Here is a 16,733-nt window from a genome sequence, read left to right as displayed (position 1 = left end):
ACCGATGCAGAAGTACTGCGGTCCGGTGCAGGCTGACCAGGCCAATTGGGGTAGTTCATCGCGTGTTTGAGCAAACCTGATTATTATTGACTGCTCGCCGGCTCATGCGGCGCTCGGAACGAGGATGTTACTAAGCGCGTTGGCATCTGTCGATGAAGACTCGGCCAATTCACCCACATTGCCGTATCAACAATCAATATCCAACGTTCTGCGCCGCGGTTTTAAAAGCAGCGCAAAGTGAATTGAAAGCCAATATCCGCGATAAAACCGTACAACCGATTCGTCGCGACATACTCGCAGAATCGACTCGTTTGTGGACCGGTCGCTCATGCAATCAGCGCGAGCATTCATGGTCGACACTCGCGTTACCGCACATGGAGGAAAGAGGAACATGACGCAACAAGACCCAGCCGCACGCCAGGCAAGCATTGCAGCGGAAATGCACATCGCCGCCGAGTTCGACGCCGCACAGGAAATCGAGCGCCGGGTCGCCTTTCTGGCGAACTATCTGCGCAGCAATGGCCTGAAAACCTACGTGCTCGGTATTAGCGGCGGTGTCGATTCAACTACCGCCGGCAGGCTTGCACAACTCGCGGTCGAGCGACTGCGCGCCGAACAGTACGACGCGCGCTTCGTCGCGATCCGTTTGCCTTACGGCGTGCAAAAGGATGAAGCCGATGCGCAGCAGGCCTTGAGCTTCATTCGCGCGGACGAAAATCTCACCATTGATATCAAAGCCGCCGCCGATGCAATGCTCGCCGCACTGGATAACAGCGGCATGCGATTTAACGACGACTCACAGCAGGACTTCGTCCACGGCAATATCAAGGCGCGCCAGCGAATGATCGCGCAATACGCGGTAGCCAGCGCACGAGCGGGCGTGGTGATCGGCACGGATCACGCAGCCGAATCGGTGATGGGATTTTTCACGAAGTTCGGTGACGGCGGCGCCGATGTGCTGCCGCTCACCGGTCTGAACAAACGTCGTGTGCGGGCACTGTCCAAAGCCTTGGGCGCACCCGAATCGCTGGCGCACAAGGTGCCGACTGCCGACCTGGAAATGTTGCGTCCACAACGACCTGACGAAGACGCGTACGGCATCCCTTACGACGATATCGACGACTTTCTGGAAGGCAAACCGGTGAGCGATGCGGCGCGCGAAACTGTCCTGCGCTTCTACGACGTCACGCGACACAAGCGGGCGCTGCCCTACACGCCGTTCGATTGGCCGATAAAGACAGGCGGGGAATGAAAAAAGGGAAGTAACGAGCAGAATGCGCGGGGAGGATGGGCGTCAGGAATTTGCGCCTGACGCAGGGCGTTCTCCCCACTCGGCGCTTTCGAAGCAATCGGCAAATGCGGTTGCGACTGACTCAGTGAGCAGGCGGTGTGTCGTCACTGAACAGATCGGCGCTAGCCTCGAGCGTCAAGCCACCCAACTGCTTGCCGTGAATCTGCCGCGCGATCACCTCGCCCACATATGGCACTTCCGCGTTTAACTCGACCGTGGCGTAGGCGCTGGGCTTCCCGGCATCGACCACCTCGACGTTTTTCGCGTAATGCCCAAGCTCACGCTTGAGGAACTCCCGCACTTCCTGCTCGCTGCACGATTCCGCGATATTGCGCACGATCAGGTTCATGCCGCCTACCCTCGGCGCGCGCTGCGATCCGCGGCCTGCACCCGCACCGGGCGCAGCGCTGCACGCTGTTTCGCCTGAGCCGCCGCGAGTTGGCGAATCAAGGCTGCGCCGGCCGCACCCACAGCAGCCAATGTCAGATAGAAGGCAATCATTTAAATCTCCCCTTCGAATTTCGTCCTGTTTTCAGGATAGCCACAATCGACAACAAAAGCGATGCGACACAATGTCGTAAAAACGGACCTACAAAAACTTCCGTTAATGCACTGTACCTGAATAAGCGGCCGTAAAAATAGCAAAACACATGTTCATTCAGTGGTGCAGGCCCGGCACACGCGCCAGACGCGGACTCTGCGCAAAAACCGGGCCGCACCGGACAGCGACATTTATCGCCACCGGCATCCTACGGGGGACGTGGGCAAAGGGCGGGCTGATCGTCGGGATCAGTCCGCCGCTTGCACGTTTGCCGCGCTCACCCACCATGCATTCTTGCCTTGCGGCACGTGAACCAGTACCGCGGATGGATCGTCGACGCCGTCGTCGGCAACTTCACATACCGTCAAACCGTCCGGCAGGCGTTTCACCTCGCCGGCCGCCTGAAACAGCGCGACGCGCTGCGCGTTCAGCGGCCGCAGTTGCCGGTACACGTCGAAACTGATTGCTGCGGGCACGTCGCCGCGAATTTGCAGCGAGTCGGCACTGCCGCAGTGTACGGGCTCGGCGGCAAGCGCCGCAGCGCTGCCGAACAGAGAGCCGAATGCGAGCGCCAAGGCGGTAAGGCGTGAATGGGTCATGGTGGTTCTCCGGGAATATGTTGGGGCAGCGCGCCGCGAGCGGCGCTGAGTGAACGCGAATGAACCGCGAGGACAACTCAGGCAAAGACAGGCAGCCTCATGGCGCGCTGTCGTGACCTTCGCCTCGTCCGTTGCTGTCGCCGGTTGCGACATCGAGACGGCTCACGTCGCAAGACGTCTGGCTGAAGCCCGAATAGACCACCGACCAGTTACCGACAATCGCGGCTTGCGCCTCCGCGAGACTCAGCTTCCCTTCGCAAACGCAGCGTTTGAGCATGACCGCGGCGCGCGCCTTGCGACGCTCGCCCTGGTGGCCTGCCCACGGCAGAAGATCGAGATTGGCGGGTGCGTTCGGCGAGCCGCCGAGCACGATGGGCACGCGCCTGTCCAGCGCGAAAGCGGAACCGTTCTCGGCACCGATGCCGCGCGCGGCAAGCATGCGGTCCTTGTGGGCCATCAACTCGTCGAACGGCGGTGCAACCGTGTCCGCATAGCCGGGTCGACAAATCGTTTCGCCGACGGACTCCTGCGTGACGCGCTCGTCGAGCATCGATGAATCCTGAGCCCGGACTTCACCGATTCGCAAAGCAAGCAGCGCGGTGAAGCCGAGCAGGAACGCAAGACGCATCTTGCGGCCGGGGCGCGCGGCACTGCACCGGCGCGCGAGCGTCGACGGAGCCTCCTGGTGTGTCCTGCTGGTTGCGTCGCTGTAATAGATGATGCGGCGCCTGTCTGCAATGCCTGCGTTCATTCGTCGGCGCGCCGGCAGCGGCGCGCAATAGTTCAATTCGCAGACTAATTAAAACACATTCAATATGCCTACGCTAAAAAGGCTTACATACGCAGGTTAGTGAAGGTGCGTCCCAATGCACTCGCAGGCGAACGCCGGCGCGGCCCTGGCCTGCACGGATACAGGTAGCAGGACCGTGCCGAAACACCGTACAAAGGCAACGCAGCTGTCTGAGCCTCGCTCAGGCGCGGCCCAGGCACCGCGCGACCGCAACCTACTTCGGCTTTTGCACCACCCGGGCCTGCAAGGCACGGATACGGAAGAGCGCCTGGGTGTTGGACACCGTCGTGTCGTACATCTTGGCGAGATCCGCCTTGAGCGCGGTACGCGAACCGCCGTCGAGATAGACCATATGCCCCGACGGATAAAAACGCGCCGACAGATTCTGCCGGACCTGCTGACTGACAAGCGGCATTTGCTGCAGATCGAGCACGGTCTGGTAGAACGGTGTGACGTAGTCGAAGAACCCGTTCGCCGACAGCACCTTCAGGTCAGGATTGAGCGCCATCACGGCGGCAAGATCGCCGGCGGTGTACAGAATGATGTTGCCCTTCGCGTCCAGCCCCTTCTGCGCGCCGGTCGGATCGATATGGCTGAAGTCCCAATACTGAAATGCCTGATCGTTGAGGTCCGTGAACGCCGAATTCGACGTGTATTTCAACTGCTCGTTCAGATACACGTTCCACATCGTCGTATAGACGCCGGTCACCGCCGTCATGGTCGGATCGTTGCCACCGGAATTCGGGTCGATCTTGCCGGCGATGCCGGTGTTGATCGCCGTCACCCGGCCATCGTATTCACCGAGCGCGAGACCCTGCGATTTCAGCAGCGTGGTCAGGAACAGCGAATTGCCGCGGCTGTCGTATGACGCGATATCGAGGCTCCAGGCGAGCAAGGTGGTTTTGTCGATACCGGTGTATTCGCTGAGTTTTTCAACCGTTGCGGAATCGGTCGTCGGAAACTTGCGCAGCGCCGCCAGATAGTCAGTGCGCGCGAATTGCGCCACTTCTTCGGCAAACGTGCCGAGGTCGGTCGGCCGCGGTGCAATGCCGAGCTTCTTGTGATACCACGCGTCCGCCGCGGTGGTGGGCAAGGCGCCGACCGGGTTGCCCGATTGCGTGTAGTCGAGAATGGACGATTGCAGCGTAATGCCGTTCAGATCGACGCCGTCTTCGTGCAGCCGGTACGCCAGCACGCAACTGCGCGCCGTGCCGTAAGACTCGCCGAACAGGTACTTCGGCGAATTCCAGCGATTGTTCTTGGTAAGAAAGCGCTTGATGAACTGCTTGATCGAGTCGGCGTCCTGGTCGACACCCCAGAAGGCGCGGTTCGTTTTCGGCGCAATGGCCGCCGAGTAGCCCGTGCCGACCGGATTGATGAAGACGAGGTCGCTCTTGTCGAGCAGGCTGTCCGGATTGTCTTCCATCGAATACGGCGCGGGCGGCGTAAAGCCCGGCATCGACGTCTTGATGCGGCGCGGCGCGAACGAGCCCAGCAGCACGAACACCGACGACGAACCCGGGCCGCCGTTGTAGAAGAACGTCACCGGGCGGGTTTCCTCCTTCTGGCTGTCCTGCGTGAACGCGACGTAGAACATCTTGGCTTCAGGCTGCGAACTGCTTGGGTCGACAATGACGAGGTGACCCGCCGTCGCCGTGTAGTTGATCTTCTGGCCGCCGATCGTGGTCGAATGGTGCGTGACCGCGGCTGTTTCAGTGGTATCGGTGACGGAATCGTCCGGTCCGTTGCCATAAGCAACCGGATCGAAGAACGGCTGATCTCCGCCTTTGTGCGACGCACCGGCGGCGGCCGTTGCGGACGAAGCATGCGTGTTGTGTGACGACTGCGGACTAACGGAAGCTGACTCGGTGTTCGTCATGATCGCTCCATGGATTCGTTAAAGTCTTGGTGTGTCTCTCTGGATGTGTCTCGATGTCTCTTGATGTCACTCGTGTGTCCTGCGTTGCCTGCGCCTCCTGAAGACAAGCACCGAACCGCCTGCGGCCTGAACGCAACGTACCGGGACCAAGCGCGGACAGCCGGTCGGTCAGCGCCGGAGCTGGCAATCAGCGAGGCGTCTTCCGAACTGAACCGCGACTCATCAGACTATAGTGCCGCCGCCACCTTCTGACCATTGGGACTGCCGAGTCCCGTGCACGCATCCCAGCCTGGCGACGCGGCGAAGCTGCCATTGTTGCCCTGGGTGATGTCGTTGAGCGCACTCGGCGCCTTATACAACTTCGGGTTGATGAAACCAGCCGGTTGCCCCTTCGCCGCGTTGATCCGCGCAATCAACGCCGCCCACAGCGGCGCAACCGCACTGGTGCCGCCGACCACCGTCTGCGTGCCGTCGATCAATACGCTATAGCCGGTGATGGGCGATGCATCGCCGGCCACGTCCGGCACGCCGCGCCCGCTGAGCGCCGTCTTCGCGCCGCTCGATGAAGTGGCCGACAGACCCTTTTGCCACACCGGCACCGGAAAGGTCCGGCTCACGCCACCGCCGCCTGCGCCGCCCTGTGCGCCGTCGTTCCACACCACCTCGTGAGAAATCGATGTGCCCGACGCGGTCAGGCTCGTGCCGCCGCATGCCAGCACGTAAGGGCTCGACGCCGGAAAGTCGACCTGATCGCCGCTGGAACCGTCGCTCGAGCCGCTGTCGCCCGACGCCGCGCAGACCGTCACACCGAGTGCTGCCGCCGTTTGCAGCACGCTGTTGAACGCCTGCTGCGACTGGCTGGTCCAGTTCGACTCCGGGCCGCCCCAACTGATCGAGACGACCGAAGGTTTGTTGGTCGTGTCATGCACCGCGCGGCTTACCGCGTCGATGAAACCCGCATCGCTGTTCTGTGTGAAATAGACCGCGATCGTCGCGCCAGGCACAATCGCACCGACGATTTCGATGTCGAGCGTAACTTCGCCGTCAGGCCCGTTCGGGTCGCCGCTCGGCTGATTGCTACCCTGATCGACACCGACAGATTTCACCTTGGGTGAAGCGACGCCGAGGCTCGCAAAGTAACTCTTGAGGTCGGACGTGTTGTACCCACCGCCGAGCTCGATGATGCCGACGCATTCGCCGCTGCCGTCGCCTTGCGGAAACTGATACAGCGACGCGAGCTGCAGCGGCGTAAAGGACGCCTGATGCGCTTTGGCCGGCTGGAACGGCGGCCGGATGCGAAAGTGCGGCCGCGCCTGAGGCCGGTTATCGAGGCCGAGCACGGCTTGCACGATGCCGTGCAAATCGTCCGGCACACTGATCGTGCCGGTGCGGCCGCGGAACTGGCCCGCAGTGTGGTGCTGGTAATGTTCCAGCTTGACGCCGAAGGCGGTCTGGAACTGCGCGATCGTGCCGCTCAGCACGACCTGGCGCGCTGCCGGATCTTCCCGCGCCACCGTCAGACCGTGTGCAGTGGCAAAAGCTTTGACCTTCGCGATGTCGTCCGGAGTGGCGCTGTAATCTTTTGCAAAGGCCTCCCGCGATAGAGGTTTGACGCTCGGGTCGCCCGCTTCGATCTTGCTCATCAGTGCATCGAACTGCGCCTGGTGTGGACGGCGCAGCAGCACGAAAACCTCGATCCGTTCTGCCGGATCGCATTGCCCAACGACTGTCGAACCTTGTTCCGCCGTGCGCTCGCTTCCTGGCAACGGTTGTCTATTGACCATGGTACCGATTCTCCTGTTAGCGTGACGGCGCGGGCCGCAAGGTGGACCCCAAGCACGGCACGCGCCTGCACGAATTCTCCGCCGCGTGGCCAGCGGCGGATTGCTGTTTCAAGGACTTCGCCAAACCGTCCGACCCATGCATTCGAACACAGTTCCGGCATGCGCGGCAGTTGTCCGAATGGCTAACGTCGCGTTCGATCAATGCGCATCGCGCAGCACCCGCGCTATGATGCTGAAGCGGCAATCCAGCCGTCGCAGCGCCTCGCGCGCCACCCGCGCGCACGATCGAAGAATCAGAGGAACCCCATGTCAATTTCGATGTATCAAGCATCATTGCCCGTGCTGGTGCGCGGCATGACTAACCTGCAAGTCATCCTCGGCAAGGCCGAGGCGCACGCTGCAGAGAAACAGATCGACCCGTCCGTGCTCACGAACGCCCGGCTCGCACCGGACATGCTGCCGCTATTGCGCCAGGTCTATATCGTGAGCGACACGGCAAAGGGCTGCGCGGCGCGTCTGGCCGGCGTCGAAGCGCCGAAGTACGACGACGTCGAACAGACCTTCGAAGAACTCGATGCCCGCCTTCAAAAGACGATTGATTATCTGAAGGAATTCAATCCGCAACAGATCGACGGATCTGAAGAACGGCCGATCACACTGAAAATGCGCGTTGGCCCAATCGAGTTCACAGGGCTGTCATATCTGCTCGGTTTCGTGTTGCCGAACTTTTATTTTCACGTGACGACGGCATACGACATCCTGCGTCACAACGGTGTCGAACTTGGCAAGCTCGACTATCTGGGCGGCGCCAAGTAAGAAGGCGCATTCGCTGTGGCGTGGGCGCCATGTGATTGCGACATCACACGCGCGGCTGGAACGCGATGATCGCCATGCCGGCCAGGGTGAATACCACGCCAGCCGCATCCCACAGCGTGGGGCGCACTTTGTCGACGCCCCATAGCCACACGATCGCCACCGCCACGTACACACCGCCGTAAGCCGCATACACGCGGCCTGCGGCGGTGCCGTGCAACGTCAGCAGCCAGGCGAACAAGGCAAGACTGAGCGCGCCGGGCACCAGTAGCCAGATCGAGCCGCCCTCCTTCAGCCAACGCCAGGGCAAATAGCACCCAACGATCTCAGCGATGGCGGTCACGGCATAAAGCAGAAAAGTTTTCATCGACAGATAGAAGCGAGCGGTTGTTTTGCCGCGGAACGGTGCGCGGCTGCCTATCGGCTTTTTTAACACACTCACTTCGCGCGTGGGCATGATGCATGCGCCGAGTGCCGCGCCTCGCTGCTCTATTCGCTACCTGTCATGGGCATCGCATCAGCTTGATGCCGACATCCGCAAGTGCGGAAGTTCGGAAGTCAGTCAGTCCAGCGAAAGCCGCAACGCAAAGTCGATCAGCGCCGCTGAGAAAGTCCAACGCTGCAGTGTCTGCGCGAGAGGATGAGCCCTCATCCACCCGGCAATGCGCGCCGCGCCAATCGCGTACACAATGTCGAAACATGCGCCGATGGCGAGCAGCACCAAACCCAGTTCGACCATCTGCAGCGCAACCGGTCCGGCCGCAGGACGCACGAACTGCGGCAATAGCACCGAGCAGAACAGCAGTGCTTTCGGGTTCAACAGATTGGTCAGCAAGCCCTTGACGAAAGCGGTCCGCAACGGCCGCGACTCGGCGCCCATCACACCGCCTTCGGGCAATGCGAATACAGGTGAGCGGAAAATCTGGATACCAACCCACGCGAGATAAACCGCGCCGCCATAACGCACCACGTCGTACAACCAGGGCGCACTGCGCAGCAGCGCCGCCACCCCGCATGCCGACAATGTGACGTGTGTGGCCCGCGCCACCCCAAGGCCGCCAGCCGCGGCGAAACCACTGCGCACGCCGCGTCCGATACTGGTCTGCAGAACCAGCGCCATGTCGGGTCCAGGCACGGCATAAACCACAAACAACGCAGCGATATAAACGACCAGAAGGTGTGCGGAAATCATAGAAGCCTCTTGTTTTAAGGGCTCTATCTTGCCGTCGTCGGCGGAGGGTTTGCTGGCGAAATACAGGGGCAGCGGCTTCGTCTTTGAAGGAATACGCTAATATTCCACTCCCGAGTCATGTTTTCCGCCAACGCACTGTCAACACCTCAAAACCATGACAACCGACCTCGATAAAACAGACCGCGCGATCCTCGCCGCGCTGCAGAACGATGGCCGCATGTCGAACGCACGGCTGGCCGACTTGGTCGGCCTGAGCGAGACGCCTTGCGCCCGCCGCCTCAAGCGCCTCGAAAACGACGGCTACATCGATCAGTACCGCGCGATGCTTTCGCGCTCCGCCCTCGGCCTCGGCGTCGTCGCGTTCGTCTATGTGCGTTTTGCCGTGCACGACCGCGCGGTGGCCACCCGTTTCGAGCGCGAGGTGCAGGCAATCCCGCGAATTCTCGCGTGCCACAACGTGTCGGGCAGCGCCGACTATATTCTGCAGGTGGTCGCGCGCGATCTCGACGACTACGGCACGTTCATGCGCGACGAGATGCGCAGCCTGCCGGGCGTGACGTCGGTGGAATCGGCGTTGTCGCTACGGGAAATCAAGGCTAACGGCGGCCTGCCGCTGTCCTGAACGCGGACGTGGCATAGTCACGCATTTGATACGGCGCGAGCCGACCAGACGAGCACGGAGTTTTCATGGATCACGAACAGGCAAGAGCCGAAGAATCAGCCGCGATGGAGCGCGTCTTGACTGCAACCACGCGGGTAAAAGCAGCCTTCGCGTCGCTGCAATCGCAATTCCCGCCGGCCGGCAGCGGCCAGCCTTCGCAGTTCGCGCTGCAAACATTCGACGCTGCATTGCAGGAGCTCGAAGATGCCCAAGCCGCCTTCGACGAATTGCTTGGCGATCTGCTTGACGGCAATCGTTGAGTGGCATAGCCGGTCTCTTCACTGCATAGCTGCTGCGTAGGACGCGAGCGGCGGCCGTCTTCAGTTTCCACCGAGGCGGGCGTCGCGTTATTCGGAGCGGTCGGCTGGACTTGACCGTTAGTTGCGTATTAACGTCCTGGAACTGGAACTCCCGCACCGCTGAATCCTCGTTTCAACGCACTAATGCGTTCAGAACCGCATCGAAACAGCCACTCTATCCACTCGGAAAACGATAGGGGTCCGCAACCCGAAGATGGCTTCGTTACCGACGCGTTGGACGGATTGCCCGGATCCGGAATTCCGCCTGCCGGCCGGGACACATTCATAAAATCGCAAGTGAAAATCACATAAAAGAGATCGCACTCCGAATTTCCAGGCGAGCCGGTTGCCTGCCCTTGGCGTTGCCCTGCCGCTACCCGTCGTTACGTTATTTAAGGCCGCGCGCGTCCTTTAATCCCCTGTCCTTCCTGTCACTTCTGAAAGGCTCAGCCCCGCCAGAGATAGCGAAGTGCGTTGTCGCACGCATAAGAAAAGAATATTTGCTTCGCTTAACGAAGCATGTTGACTTCTGCTTGCGGGAGTGCCTAAAATTCGCCCGTCATCACAAACGGGGCCATTGCCTTGGACACCAGCAGTAGTCGATCTTCGAACAGTTTCACTGCCTGACCGGCCCGACGCCCGCGCTCTCTTTTCTCAGCCGCCGTCTTGCCAGCAGGCAGACGGTGCGCGCCGTAGTAAGTAACTCTCCCCGTGCACCTTAACTAGCGCCATTCGGCCGCGCCGTGCTTACGCACGTCCCGCAACCGTATGGCATCGCGTCGCGAGCATCCATTCGCGGCAGCGTTCGCTCACGCCGGTTCGATCCGTTCGAATCCGGCGCGGCCGAGCGCGTGGACAAGCACGTGCCTAACGAATGCAGATCAGCAACGTCGATAAACAAAACCGATAAGGAGCCGCCATGCCCGACAGTGACAGTTATCCCTTATGCCGCTCTATTGCCGTGCAATTTTTCTTTTTCCTGAGGAAAGCAGGTAGACGTTCGCCGCCGCGCGCATAGTGCCGGCCGCGCTCCGTGTCTGCTGGCTTTCCGCAACTCGCGTCAAGCCATACGCACCGGAGAAATACCATGTACATCGCCGTCCTCGTACCGACCCTGCAGCAAACGCATATCCACAGCGACGCTGCACTCGCGCTTCACAGCATCAAACCGCACTGGCTCGCCATGTCCTGGCACCGTGTCAAGGCGCTCTTCTCAACTCGGCTCCCTAATAGCCACTGACAGTACCCGCACGTCTTCGCGATCCGCATGCGCAGCCGTCGCTCGAGCCCATTCGACGACACGCGTACTGCGGATTCCGAAGGCGCGCCACTGCATTCAAACCACACAGCCAAGGCGGTTAAAAATGTCCACTCCAATTAACGTCTCACCACCACGCAGCGCTGTTCTCGACGAAGCCCATCTCGGCGACATCAAAGGCGCGCTCGGCACCATCGCGCACCACGACACCGCCCCGCGCAACAACTGGTGGGCCCGCATCCGGACGCTGCTCGCTATCCTCGGCCCTGGTCTCATCGTAATGGTCGGTGACAACGACGCCGGCGCCTTCGGCACCTACACGCAAGCAGGACAGAATTACGGCACCACCTTGCTGTGGACCATGCTGCTGCTCGTGCCCGTTCTCTTCGTCAATCAGGAGATGGTGCTGCGTCTCGGCGCCGTGACCGGCGTCGGCCATGCCCGACTGATCTTCGAGCGCTTCGGCAAGTTCTGGGGCGCATTCAGCGTCGTCGACCTGTTCATCCTGAACGCGCTCACCATCGTGACCGAGTTCATCGGCATCACGTTCGTGCTGGATTTCTTCGGCATTTCGAAAGTGACCGGGGTCTGCATCGCCGCGGCAGTGACGATGGCCGCGGTCAGCACGGGCAACTTCAGGCGCTTTGAGCGCTTCGCGGTCGCACTCTGTCTGCTGAGCCTGCTGCTGGTGCCGGTACTGGTGTCGATTCATCCGCCGGTTGCGCAGATGGCGCACGATTTCTTCATTCCGAGCTGGCCTGCCAATTCGAAACTGAGCGATGTGATGTTGCTCGTGATCGGCATCGTCGGCACCACGGTCGCGCCCTGGCAGCTGTTTTTCCAGCAGAGCTATATCGTGGATAAACGCATCACGCCGCGCTTCATGAAGTATGAGAAAGCCGACCTGTGGATCGGTATCGTCTTCGTGATGATCGGTGCGGTGGCCATGATCTCGTTCTGCGCTGCACTGTATGCAGGCAAACCTGAGTTCGGCAATTTCACGGATGCGGGCGGCGTGATCGCCGGCCTCGAAAAATATGCCGGCCGCACACCCGCGGTTCTCTTCGCGATCGCGCTGCTAGACGCCTGCATTATCGGCGCGGCAGCTGTATCGCTGTCCACCGCATACGCAATCGGCGACGTGTTCAAGATCCGCCACTCGCTGCATCGTGGTGTGACCGACGCGAAGGGCTTCTACCTCGTCTACTTCGGCATTATCTCGGCCGCGGCTGCGCTGGTATTGATTCCCGGCAGCCCGCTCGGTCTTCTGACTGAAGCCGTGCAAACGCTCGCTGGCGTGCTGCTTCCGAGTGCAACGGTGTTCCTGCTGCTGTTGTGCAACGACCGCGCCGTTCTTGGTCCGTGGGTGAACTCGAAGAAACTCAACTTCTTTACAGGCGCCGTTGTCTGGGTGCTCGTCATGCTCTCCATCATCCTCACTGCATCGGTGTTGTATCCGGACATTACCGGCGAAGCGATTATTGAAGTACTGGCCGGAGGCACGCTACTGGCCGTAGTCGGCTACGCTGCAACCGTGACGGTTCGCAGGCTGCGGCTCGCATCGACGGATGCAGCGGCTTCCGCGATTGCCCAGGCGTCTGATAGCGAGCAGCAGTTTTCAAAAGAAGCCCGCAATACGTGGCGGATGCCGCCTCTCGAAGAACTGCCGGCGCCGCAACTGAATCTATCCAAACGCATCTGGATGGGCGTGCTGCGCGGCTACCTGATCGTGGCGGTCGCACTCGTTGTCGTAAAGGTCGTGCAGATGGCGTTGCTGCATTGAGCCAATGCTGCCCGCCTGCTCACGGTTACTCCGGTGAGCGGCGGGCAAACGGCAGACCTTCTGCGTTACACGCCCCAGCGTAATCCCGGCGTATGCACTGCGCTGTCCCAATGGCGCTTCATCTCATCGTCGAGCACGCACAGTGTGATCGATGCACCGGCCATTTCCAGCGAAGTTGTCAGTGCGCCTACCTGCACCCGGCCGATATTCAGCCCGCGCTGTTCGAGCCACGTACGCGTGGAATTGAAGAGCAGATACAGTTCTCCAAGCGGCGTACCACCGAGCCCATTGACGAGCACAAGTAATTCAGCATCTGCCGCCGGCTTCAGATCTTCAGCAATCGCCGTCAGCAACTCGCCCGCAATCGCGTCAGCGGGTACGAACTTCGCGCGCCGACGCCCAGGCTCACCATGAATGCCGACGCCTACTTCGATCTCGTCGTCGCCGATTTTGAACGTTAGCGTACGGGCCGCCGGGACCGTGCAACTGGTGAACGCCACGCCCATCGACGCGGTGCGCTTGTTGATGCGGTCGCCAAAGGCCTTGCATTGCTCGAGATCCGCACCGCTCTCCGCCATACTGCCAACCAGTTTCTCGACGATCACGGCGCCGGCCACGCCGCGCCGCCCTGTCGTGTAACTCGAATTCTCCACGGCCACGTCGTCGTTGATCAGCACCATTGCATTCGGCAGCTCGGACATCTCCGACGCCATTTCAAAGTTCATCAGGTCACCGGAGTAGTTCTTCACGATGAACAGCACGCCTGCGCCGGTATCGACAGCCTTTGCCGCAGCCATCATTTGGTCGGGGGTCGGCGACGTGAAAATCTGCCCCGGACAGGCTGCATCGAGCATCCCATAACCGACGAAGCCAGAGTGCAGAGGCTCATGGCCCGAGCCGCCACCCGAAATCAGCGCAACCTTTCCGGGCTTCAACACCTTACGGCGCACGAACACCGGCTCAGTGTTCAGCACGACCAGGTCGCTGTGCGCAGCGGCGAACCCCGCCAGACTCTCGGTGAGAAAATCGTCCACATGATTCATGAATTTTTTCACGGTCTCTCGCTCCTTCACTCGTTATGAAGCGCCAGGCGCGCGCATACCGACGCAATCATGATCTGACTCGAACGCGCTCCCGGATCGATGTGCCCACGCGACCGTTCGCCGAGAAACGACGCCCGCCCTTTGGTCGCCAGCATATCGCGGGTAGCGAGCATGTTTTCCTCCGCGACCCGCGGCAACGCATCGCGCACCTCTTCTGCGGTCGCACCCTGTGCGGCCAGTTCGTCGAAACGCTTCGCGACCGGGATCAGGACGTCCATCATCGTTTTGCTGCCCACACCGGTCTTGCCGCGTTGACCGACCGCTTCGACCCCCGCGGCAAAAACGTGCGCAAAGCCCGCTGTATCCAGTGCATGTCGTTCGGAAGCTTTAGACATGCCGCTCAGCAGCGAATAGAACAATGGCCCCGACGATCCGCCTACTGTCGAGAGCACCTTGGATGCCGCGATTTCCAGCGCGGGGCCGAATGCTGCGCCGTCGATGTCCGACCTCACAGCGAGCAGAGCCTCCATGCCTCGCAGCAGATTGAAGATGTGATCGCCATCGCCGATCTGCTGGTCGAGCAAAGCGATCTCGTCAGTATGTTCCTTCAGCGACGCATATGCGGCGTCGATGCACGCCATGACCGTTTTGCCGTTCATGTCGCTATCCTCCTGCCGTCGGCACGAAAATATAAAAGGCTGCGCGCCGGCAGCGAAACGCCGACCGATTGCCCGGGCGTGAAATTGCGCTCCGCCACTGTCGTTGCCACGACGGCGGTCCCTGCGCGATCGAGGATCAGCAGATGCCGCAGCGGCGAGTATTCGAGCACCTTCAGATTCAACGCGTCCTGTGCGCCTGAAACATCACGTTGATCCCGCGTGTCACCGTCATGCAGCACCACGTCCTCGGGACGGATTGCCACTGTGGCCGTACCCGCCGGCATGTACGCCGAATCGAACAACGCCGGCGGCAGCAGGTTGATCGGCGGAGAACCCAGCCGCTGCGCTGCACTGAGCGAAACCGGATTGCCGTATACCTCGCGGGGCGTGCCGAGCTGTACCAGACGCCCATGTTCGAGAATGCCGATACGATCCGCGAGCGTCGTCGCTTCAACCTGATCGTGCGTAACGTAAACAATCGTTGCGCCGATCGTGCGATGCAGGCGTTTGAGTTCGATACGCAACTCTTCGCGCAGCTTTGCATCGAGCGACGACAGCGGTTCGTCCATCAAAAATGCCTTGGGTTGCCGCACGAGCGCGCGCCCTATCGCCACGCGCTGCATTTCGCCGCCTGACAGGTGTGTCGCCATATTGTCGAGCTTCGATTCCATATGCAGCATCTCGGCCACCGCGTGGACTCGCGCGCGCACCTCGGCCTCGCTGCTGCGCCTTCTTGGCGAGCGCAGCGGAAAAGCCAGATTGCCGAACACAGTCAGATGCGGATAGAGCGAGTATTGCTGGAAGATAAACGCGACGTCGCGATCCGATGGATGCACGCCAGTAGCAATGGCGCCATCGATCAGTACCTCGCCGGCATCCGGTCGTTCCAGCCCGGCAATCAGACGCAGCGTCGTGGTCTTGCCCGCACCGCTCGGCCCAAGCAACACGACGAACTCGCCATCATCGACGTCGATCGAAAGATCGTCGACAGCGCGGATGTCGCCAAACCGTTTCGATACATTGCGCAACTGGATTTCAGCCATGAGCCTCTCCGTACGCGGGAATCGTTTGAGTGGCGCGTGGCAGCAGGCGGCCCGTTTGCGCGTCGTACAGCAGTGTGCGCTCCTTGCGAAACGACAAACCGACCGGCGATCCGGCAGGCAAACCATCGTCCTTGCCCGCCCGCACGCGCACGACGCCCAGCGCGGTCTCAATCACCAGCACCTGATGCGAGCCGAGATATTCATCCGCGATGACCTTGCCGCGCAGTGGACCGCGCTCGTCGAGCATCACATGCTCCGGGCGAATGCCAAGCAGAACTCGCTCGGACGCCGCCTCACAACGTGGCACCGACACCGGAGCGCCGTGAAGTTGTACCGCTTCGCTACCCGCGTCGACACCGCGATCGACCGGCAGGAAATTCATCGGCGGACTGCCGATAAAGTTGCCGACGAACACGGTGGCCGGAAAATGATAAATCTCATGTGGCGGCCCGGCTTGCAGCACTTCGCCCTTGTTCATCACGACAATGTCGTCGGCCATCGCCATGGCTTCGCTCTGGTCGTGCGTCACATAAACCGTCGTTGCCGCGAGCGCGTTATGCAGCTTGCGCAGTTCAAGACACATCAGCTCGCGGAAGTCCGCATCGAGCGTCCCAAGAGGCTCGTCCATCAGAAAAGCCTTCGGCTGCCGCACGATCGCGCGGCCGAGCGCGACGCGCTGCCGGTCACCACCCGACAGCCCGCCCGTTTTGCGATCGAGAATGTCCTCGATGCGCAGCATGTGTGCGACCGCATCGACCCGCGTCGCGATTTCCTTGCGCGACACATGCTCGTTCTTCAGCGGAAACGCAATGTTATTGCGCACCGTCATATGCGGATACAGCGCGAACATCTGAAACACGAACGCGATATCGCGCTGACGTGCACGCAGCGCCGTCACGTCTTCGCCGTCGATCAGAATCTGCCCTGAGGTCGGCAACTCGAGCCCGGCGATCATTCGCAGCGTGGTGGTCTTGCCGCAGCCCGACGGACCGAGCAGTACGACAAAGCGTCCCGCATCGATCGTCAGACTGGTGCCGCGCACCGCGACGAAATCGTCGAAGCGTTTATGGAGGTTGGCAAGCACGATGGTCGACATGG

Annotated in this window: 18 protein-coding genes; 6 read left to right on the top strand and 12 right to left on the bottom strand. The window is 61.0% G+C overall.

Features of this window, described 5'->3' with window-relative positions; genetic code table 11:
* Positions 1 to 391 precede the first annotated feature (391 nt).
* Complete coding sequence (gene nadE / locus KHO30_RS26535) at positions 392 to 1,252, top strand: ammonia-dependent NAD(+) synthetase (protein WP_211702805.1); 861 nt, start codon at positions 392 to 394, stop codon at positions 1,250 to 1,252.
* A 121-nt stretch (positions 1,253 to 1,373) separates the two neighbouring features.
* Here the strand turns inward: nadE and KHO30_RS26530 are convergent, their stop codons facing one another.
* The 6 genes from KHO30_RS26530 to KHO30_RS26505 form a co-directional block, all read right to left on the bottom strand.
* A complete protein-coding gene (locus KHO30_RS26530) occupies positions 1,374 to 1,640 on the bottom strand; it encodes an RNA-binding protein (protein ID WP_054039246.1) in 267 nt (88 codons plus the stop codon).
* Positions 1,641 to 1,645: 5 nt separating this feature from the next.
* Positions 1,646 to 1,792 carry a hypothetical protein gene (locus KHO30_RS26525; RefSeq protein WP_166618253.1) on the bottom strand — a complete coding sequence of 49 codons (147 nt, stop codon included), beginning with the start codon at positions 1,790 to 1,792 and terminating at the stop codon, positions 1,646 to 1,648.
* A gap of 288 nt (positions 1,793 to 2,080) precedes the next feature.
* Positions 2,081 to 2,431, bottom strand: coding sequence for a hypothetical protein (locus KHO30_RS26520; RefSeq protein WP_211702804.1), 351 nt, complete (start codon positions 2,429 to 2,431; stop codon positions 2,081 to 2,083).
* A 97-nt stretch (positions 2,432 to 2,528) separates the two neighbouring features.
* Positions 2,529 to 3,182, bottom strand: coding sequence for a hypothetical protein (locus KHO30_RS26515; protein ID WP_211702803.1), 654 nt, complete (start codon positions 3,180 to 3,182; stop codon positions 2,529 to 2,531).
* Between the two features lie 253 nt (positions 3,183 to 3,435).
* On the bottom strand, positions 3,436 to 5,100 hold the full coding sequence (locus KHO30_RS26510; RefSeq protein WP_211702802.1) for a S10 family peptidase: 1,665 nt from the start codon (positions 5,098 to 5,100) through the stop codon (positions 3,436 to 3,438).
* Positions 5,101 to 5,327: 227 nt separating this feature from the next.
* On the bottom strand, positions 5,328 to 6,884 hold the full coding sequence (locus KHO30_RS26505) for a S53 family peptidase (protein WP_211702801.1): 1,557 nt from the start codon (positions 6,882 to 6,884) through the stop codon (positions 5,328 to 5,330).
* A gap of 306 nt (positions 6,885 to 7,190) precedes the next feature.
* On the opposite strand from KHO30_RS26505, the gene KHO30_RS26500 reads away from it, so the two are divergent.
* Positions 7,191 to 7,700: a DUF1993 domain-containing protein gene (locus tag KHO30_RS26500; RefSeq protein WP_093633227.1), complete on the top strand. Its 510-nt coding sequence runs from the start codon at positions 7,191 to 7,193 to the stop codon at positions 7,698 to 7,700.
* Between the two features lie 43 nt (positions 7,701 to 7,743).
* Here the strand turns inward: KHO30_RS26500 and KHO30_RS26495 are convergent, their stop codons facing one another.
* Both KHO30_RS26495 and KHO30_RS26490 read right to left on the bottom strand, forming a co-directional pair.
* Positions 7,744 to 8,064, bottom strand: a complete 321-nt coding sequence (locus KHO30_RS26495; protein WP_093633228.1) for a YnfA family protein — start codon at positions 8,062 to 8,064, stop codon at positions 7,744 to 7,746.
* Positions 8,065 to 8,259: 195 nt separating this feature from the next.
* Positions 8,260 to 8,889 (bottom strand): LysE family translocator, encoded by a 630-nt coding sequence (locus KHO30_RS26490; RefSeq protein WP_211702800.1) that lies wholly within the window; start codon positions 8,887 to 8,889, stop codon positions 8,260 to 8,262.
* A gap of 154 nt (positions 8,890 to 9,043) precedes the next feature.
* On the opposite strand from KHO30_RS26490, the gene KHO30_RS26485 reads away from it, so the two are divergent.
* The 4 genes from KHO30_RS26485 to KHO30_RS26470 all read left to right on the top strand — a co-directional run bounded on the left by KHO30_RS26485 (position 9,044) and on the right by KHO30_RS26470 (position 12,890).
* Positions 9,044 to 9,511, top strand: coding sequence for an Lrp/AsnC family transcriptional regulator (locus KHO30_RS26485; protein ID WP_211702799.1), 468 nt, complete (start codon positions 9,044 to 9,046; stop codon positions 9,509 to 9,511).
* 65 nt (positions 9,512 to 9,576) lie between these two features.
* A complete protein-coding gene (locus KHO30_RS26480) occupies positions 9,577 to 9,810 on the top strand; it encodes a hypothetical protein (RefSeq protein ID WP_054039234.1) in 234 nt (77 codons plus the stop codon).
* Positions 9,811 to 10,936: 1,126 nt separating this feature from the next.
* The gene (locus KHO30_RS26475) at positions 10,937 to 11,089 is read left to right on the top strand and encodes a hypothetical protein (RefSeq protein ID WP_211702798.1); all 153 of its coding nucleotides are present in this window, start codon (positions 10,937 to 10,939) and stop codon (positions 11,087 to 11,089) included.
* 124 nt (positions 11,090 to 11,213) lie between these two features.
* Positions 11,214 to 12,890 (top strand): NRAMP family divalent metal transporter, encoded by a 1,677-nt coding sequence (locus tag KHO30_RS26470; protein ID WP_211702797.1) that lies wholly within the window; start codon positions 11,214 to 11,216, stop codon positions 12,888 to 12,890.
* A gap of 65 nt (positions 12,891 to 12,955) precedes the next feature.
* On the opposite strand, the gene dhaK is transcribed toward KHO30_RS26470, so the two are convergent.
* Genes dhaK through KHO30_RS26450 form a run of 4 tightly spaced genes read right to left on the bottom strand, consistent with a single transcriptional unit; the run spans position 12,956 to position 16,731 of the window.
* On the bottom strand, positions 12,956 to 13,945 hold the full coding sequence (gene dhaK / locus KHO30_RS26465) for a dihydroxyacetone kinase subunit DhaK (RefSeq protein WP_211702796.1): 990 nt from the start codon (positions 13,943 to 13,945) through the stop codon (positions 12,956 to 12,958).
* A gap of 14 nt (positions 13,946 to 13,959) precedes the next feature.
* Entirely contained in the window at positions 13,960 to 14,592 is a 633-nt protein-coding gene (dhaL, locus tag KHO30_RS26460) for a dihydroxyacetone kinase subunit DhaL (protein WP_211702795.1), read from the bottom strand.
* Positions 14,589 to 15,635, bottom strand: a complete 1,047-nt coding sequence (locus KHO30_RS26455) for an ABC transporter ATP-binding protein (RefSeq protein WP_200651324.1) — start codon at positions 15,633 to 15,635, stop codon at positions 14,589 to 14,591. The genes dhaL and KHO30_RS26455 overlap by 4 nt, the downstream gene beginning before the upstream one ends.
* The gene (locus KHO30_RS26450) at positions 15,628 to 16,731 is read right to left on the bottom strand and encodes an ABC transporter ATP-binding protein (protein WP_211702794.1); all 1,104 of its coding nucleotides are present in this window, start codon (positions 16,729 to 16,731) and stop codon (positions 15,628 to 15,630) included. Before KHO30_RS26450 ends, KHO30_RS26455 begins: the two co-directional genes overlap by 8 nt.
* Positions 16,732 to 16,733: the final 2 nt, after the last annotated feature.

Source organism: Paraburkholderia aspalathi (genome assembly GCF_905220735.1).
Classification (GTDB): domain Bacteria; phylum Pseudomonadota; class Gammaproteobacteria; order Burkholderiales; family Burkholderiaceae; genus Paraburkholderia; species Paraburkholderia aspalathi.
This window is presented reverse-complemented; position numbering and strand designations above follow the sequence as displayed.

What these genes read in the sequence shown, in the direction of transcription:
- KHO30_RS26450 (WP_211702794.1), bottom strand. Translation starts at nt 16,731, where the DNA reads ATGTCGACCATCGTGCTTGCCAACCTCCATAAACGCTTCGACGATTTC.
- nadE (WP_211702805.1), top strand. Translation starts at nt 392, where the DNA reads ATGACGCAACAAGACCCAGCCGCACGCCAGGCAAGCATTGCAGCGGAA.
- KHO30_RS26490 (WP_211702800.1), bottom strand. Translation starts at nt 8,889, where the DNA reads ATGATTTCCGCACACCTTCTGGTCGTTTATATCGCTGCGTTGTTTGTG.
- KHO30_RS26520 (WP_211702804.1), bottom strand. Translation starts at nt 2,431, where the DNA reads ATGACCCATTCACGCCTTACCGCCTTGGCGCTCGCATTCGGCTCTCTG.
- KHO30_RS26480 (WP_054039234.1), top strand. Translation starts at nt 9,577, where the DNA reads ATGGATCACGAACAGGCAAGAGCCGAAGAATCAGCCGCGATGGAGCGC.
- KHO30_RS26455 (WP_200651324.1), bottom strand. Translation starts at nt 15,635, where the DNA reads ATGGCTGAAATCCAGTTGCGCAATGTATCGAAACGGTTTGGCGACATC.
- KHO30_RS26470 (WP_211702797.1), top strand. Translation starts at nt 11,214, where the DNA reads ATGTCCACTCCAATTAACGTCTCACCACCACGCAGCGCTGTTCTCGAC.
- KHO30_RS26515 (WP_211702803.1), bottom strand. Translation starts at nt 3,182, where the DNA reads ATGAACGCAGGCATTGCAGACAGGCGCCGCATCATCTATTACAGCGAC.
- KHO30_RS26500 (WP_093633227.1), top strand. Translation starts at nt 7,191, where the DNA reads ATGTCAATTTCGATGTATCAAGCATCATTGCCCGTGCTGGTGCGCGGC.
- KHO30_RS26525 (WP_166618253.1), bottom strand. Translation starts at nt 1,792, where the DNA reads ATGATTGCCTTCTATCTGACATTGGCTGCTGTGGGTGCGGCCGGCGCA.
- KHO30_RS26485 (WP_211702799.1), top strand. Translation starts at nt 9,044, where the DNA reads ATGACAACCGACCTCGATAAAACAGACCGCGCGATCCTCGCCGCGCTG.
- KHO30_RS26495 (WP_093633228.1), bottom strand. Translation starts at nt 8,064, where the DNA reads ATGAAAACTTTTCTGCTTTATGCCGTGACCGCCATCGCTGAGATCGTT.
- KHO30_RS26530 (WP_054039246.1), bottom strand. Translation starts at nt 1,640, where the DNA reads ATGAACCTGATCGTGCGCAATATCGCGGAATCGTGCAGCGAGCAGGAA.
- KHO30_RS26510 (WP_211702802.1), bottom strand. Translation starts at nt 5,100, where the DNA reads ATGACGAACACCGAGTCAGCTTCCGTTAGTCCGCAGTCGTCACACAAC.
- KHO30_RS26475 (WP_211702798.1), top strand. Translation starts at nt 10,937, where the DNA reads ATGTACATCGCCGTCCTCGTACCGACCCTGCAGCAAACGCATATCCAC.
- dhaL (WP_211702795.1), bottom strand. Translation starts at nt 14,592, where the DNA reads ATGAACGGCAAAACGGTCATGGCGTGCATCGACGCCGCATATGCGTCG.
- KHO30_RS26505 (WP_211702801.1), bottom strand. Translation starts at nt 6,884, where the DNA reads ATGGTCAATAGACAACCGTTGCCAGGAAGCGAGCGCACGGCGGAACAA.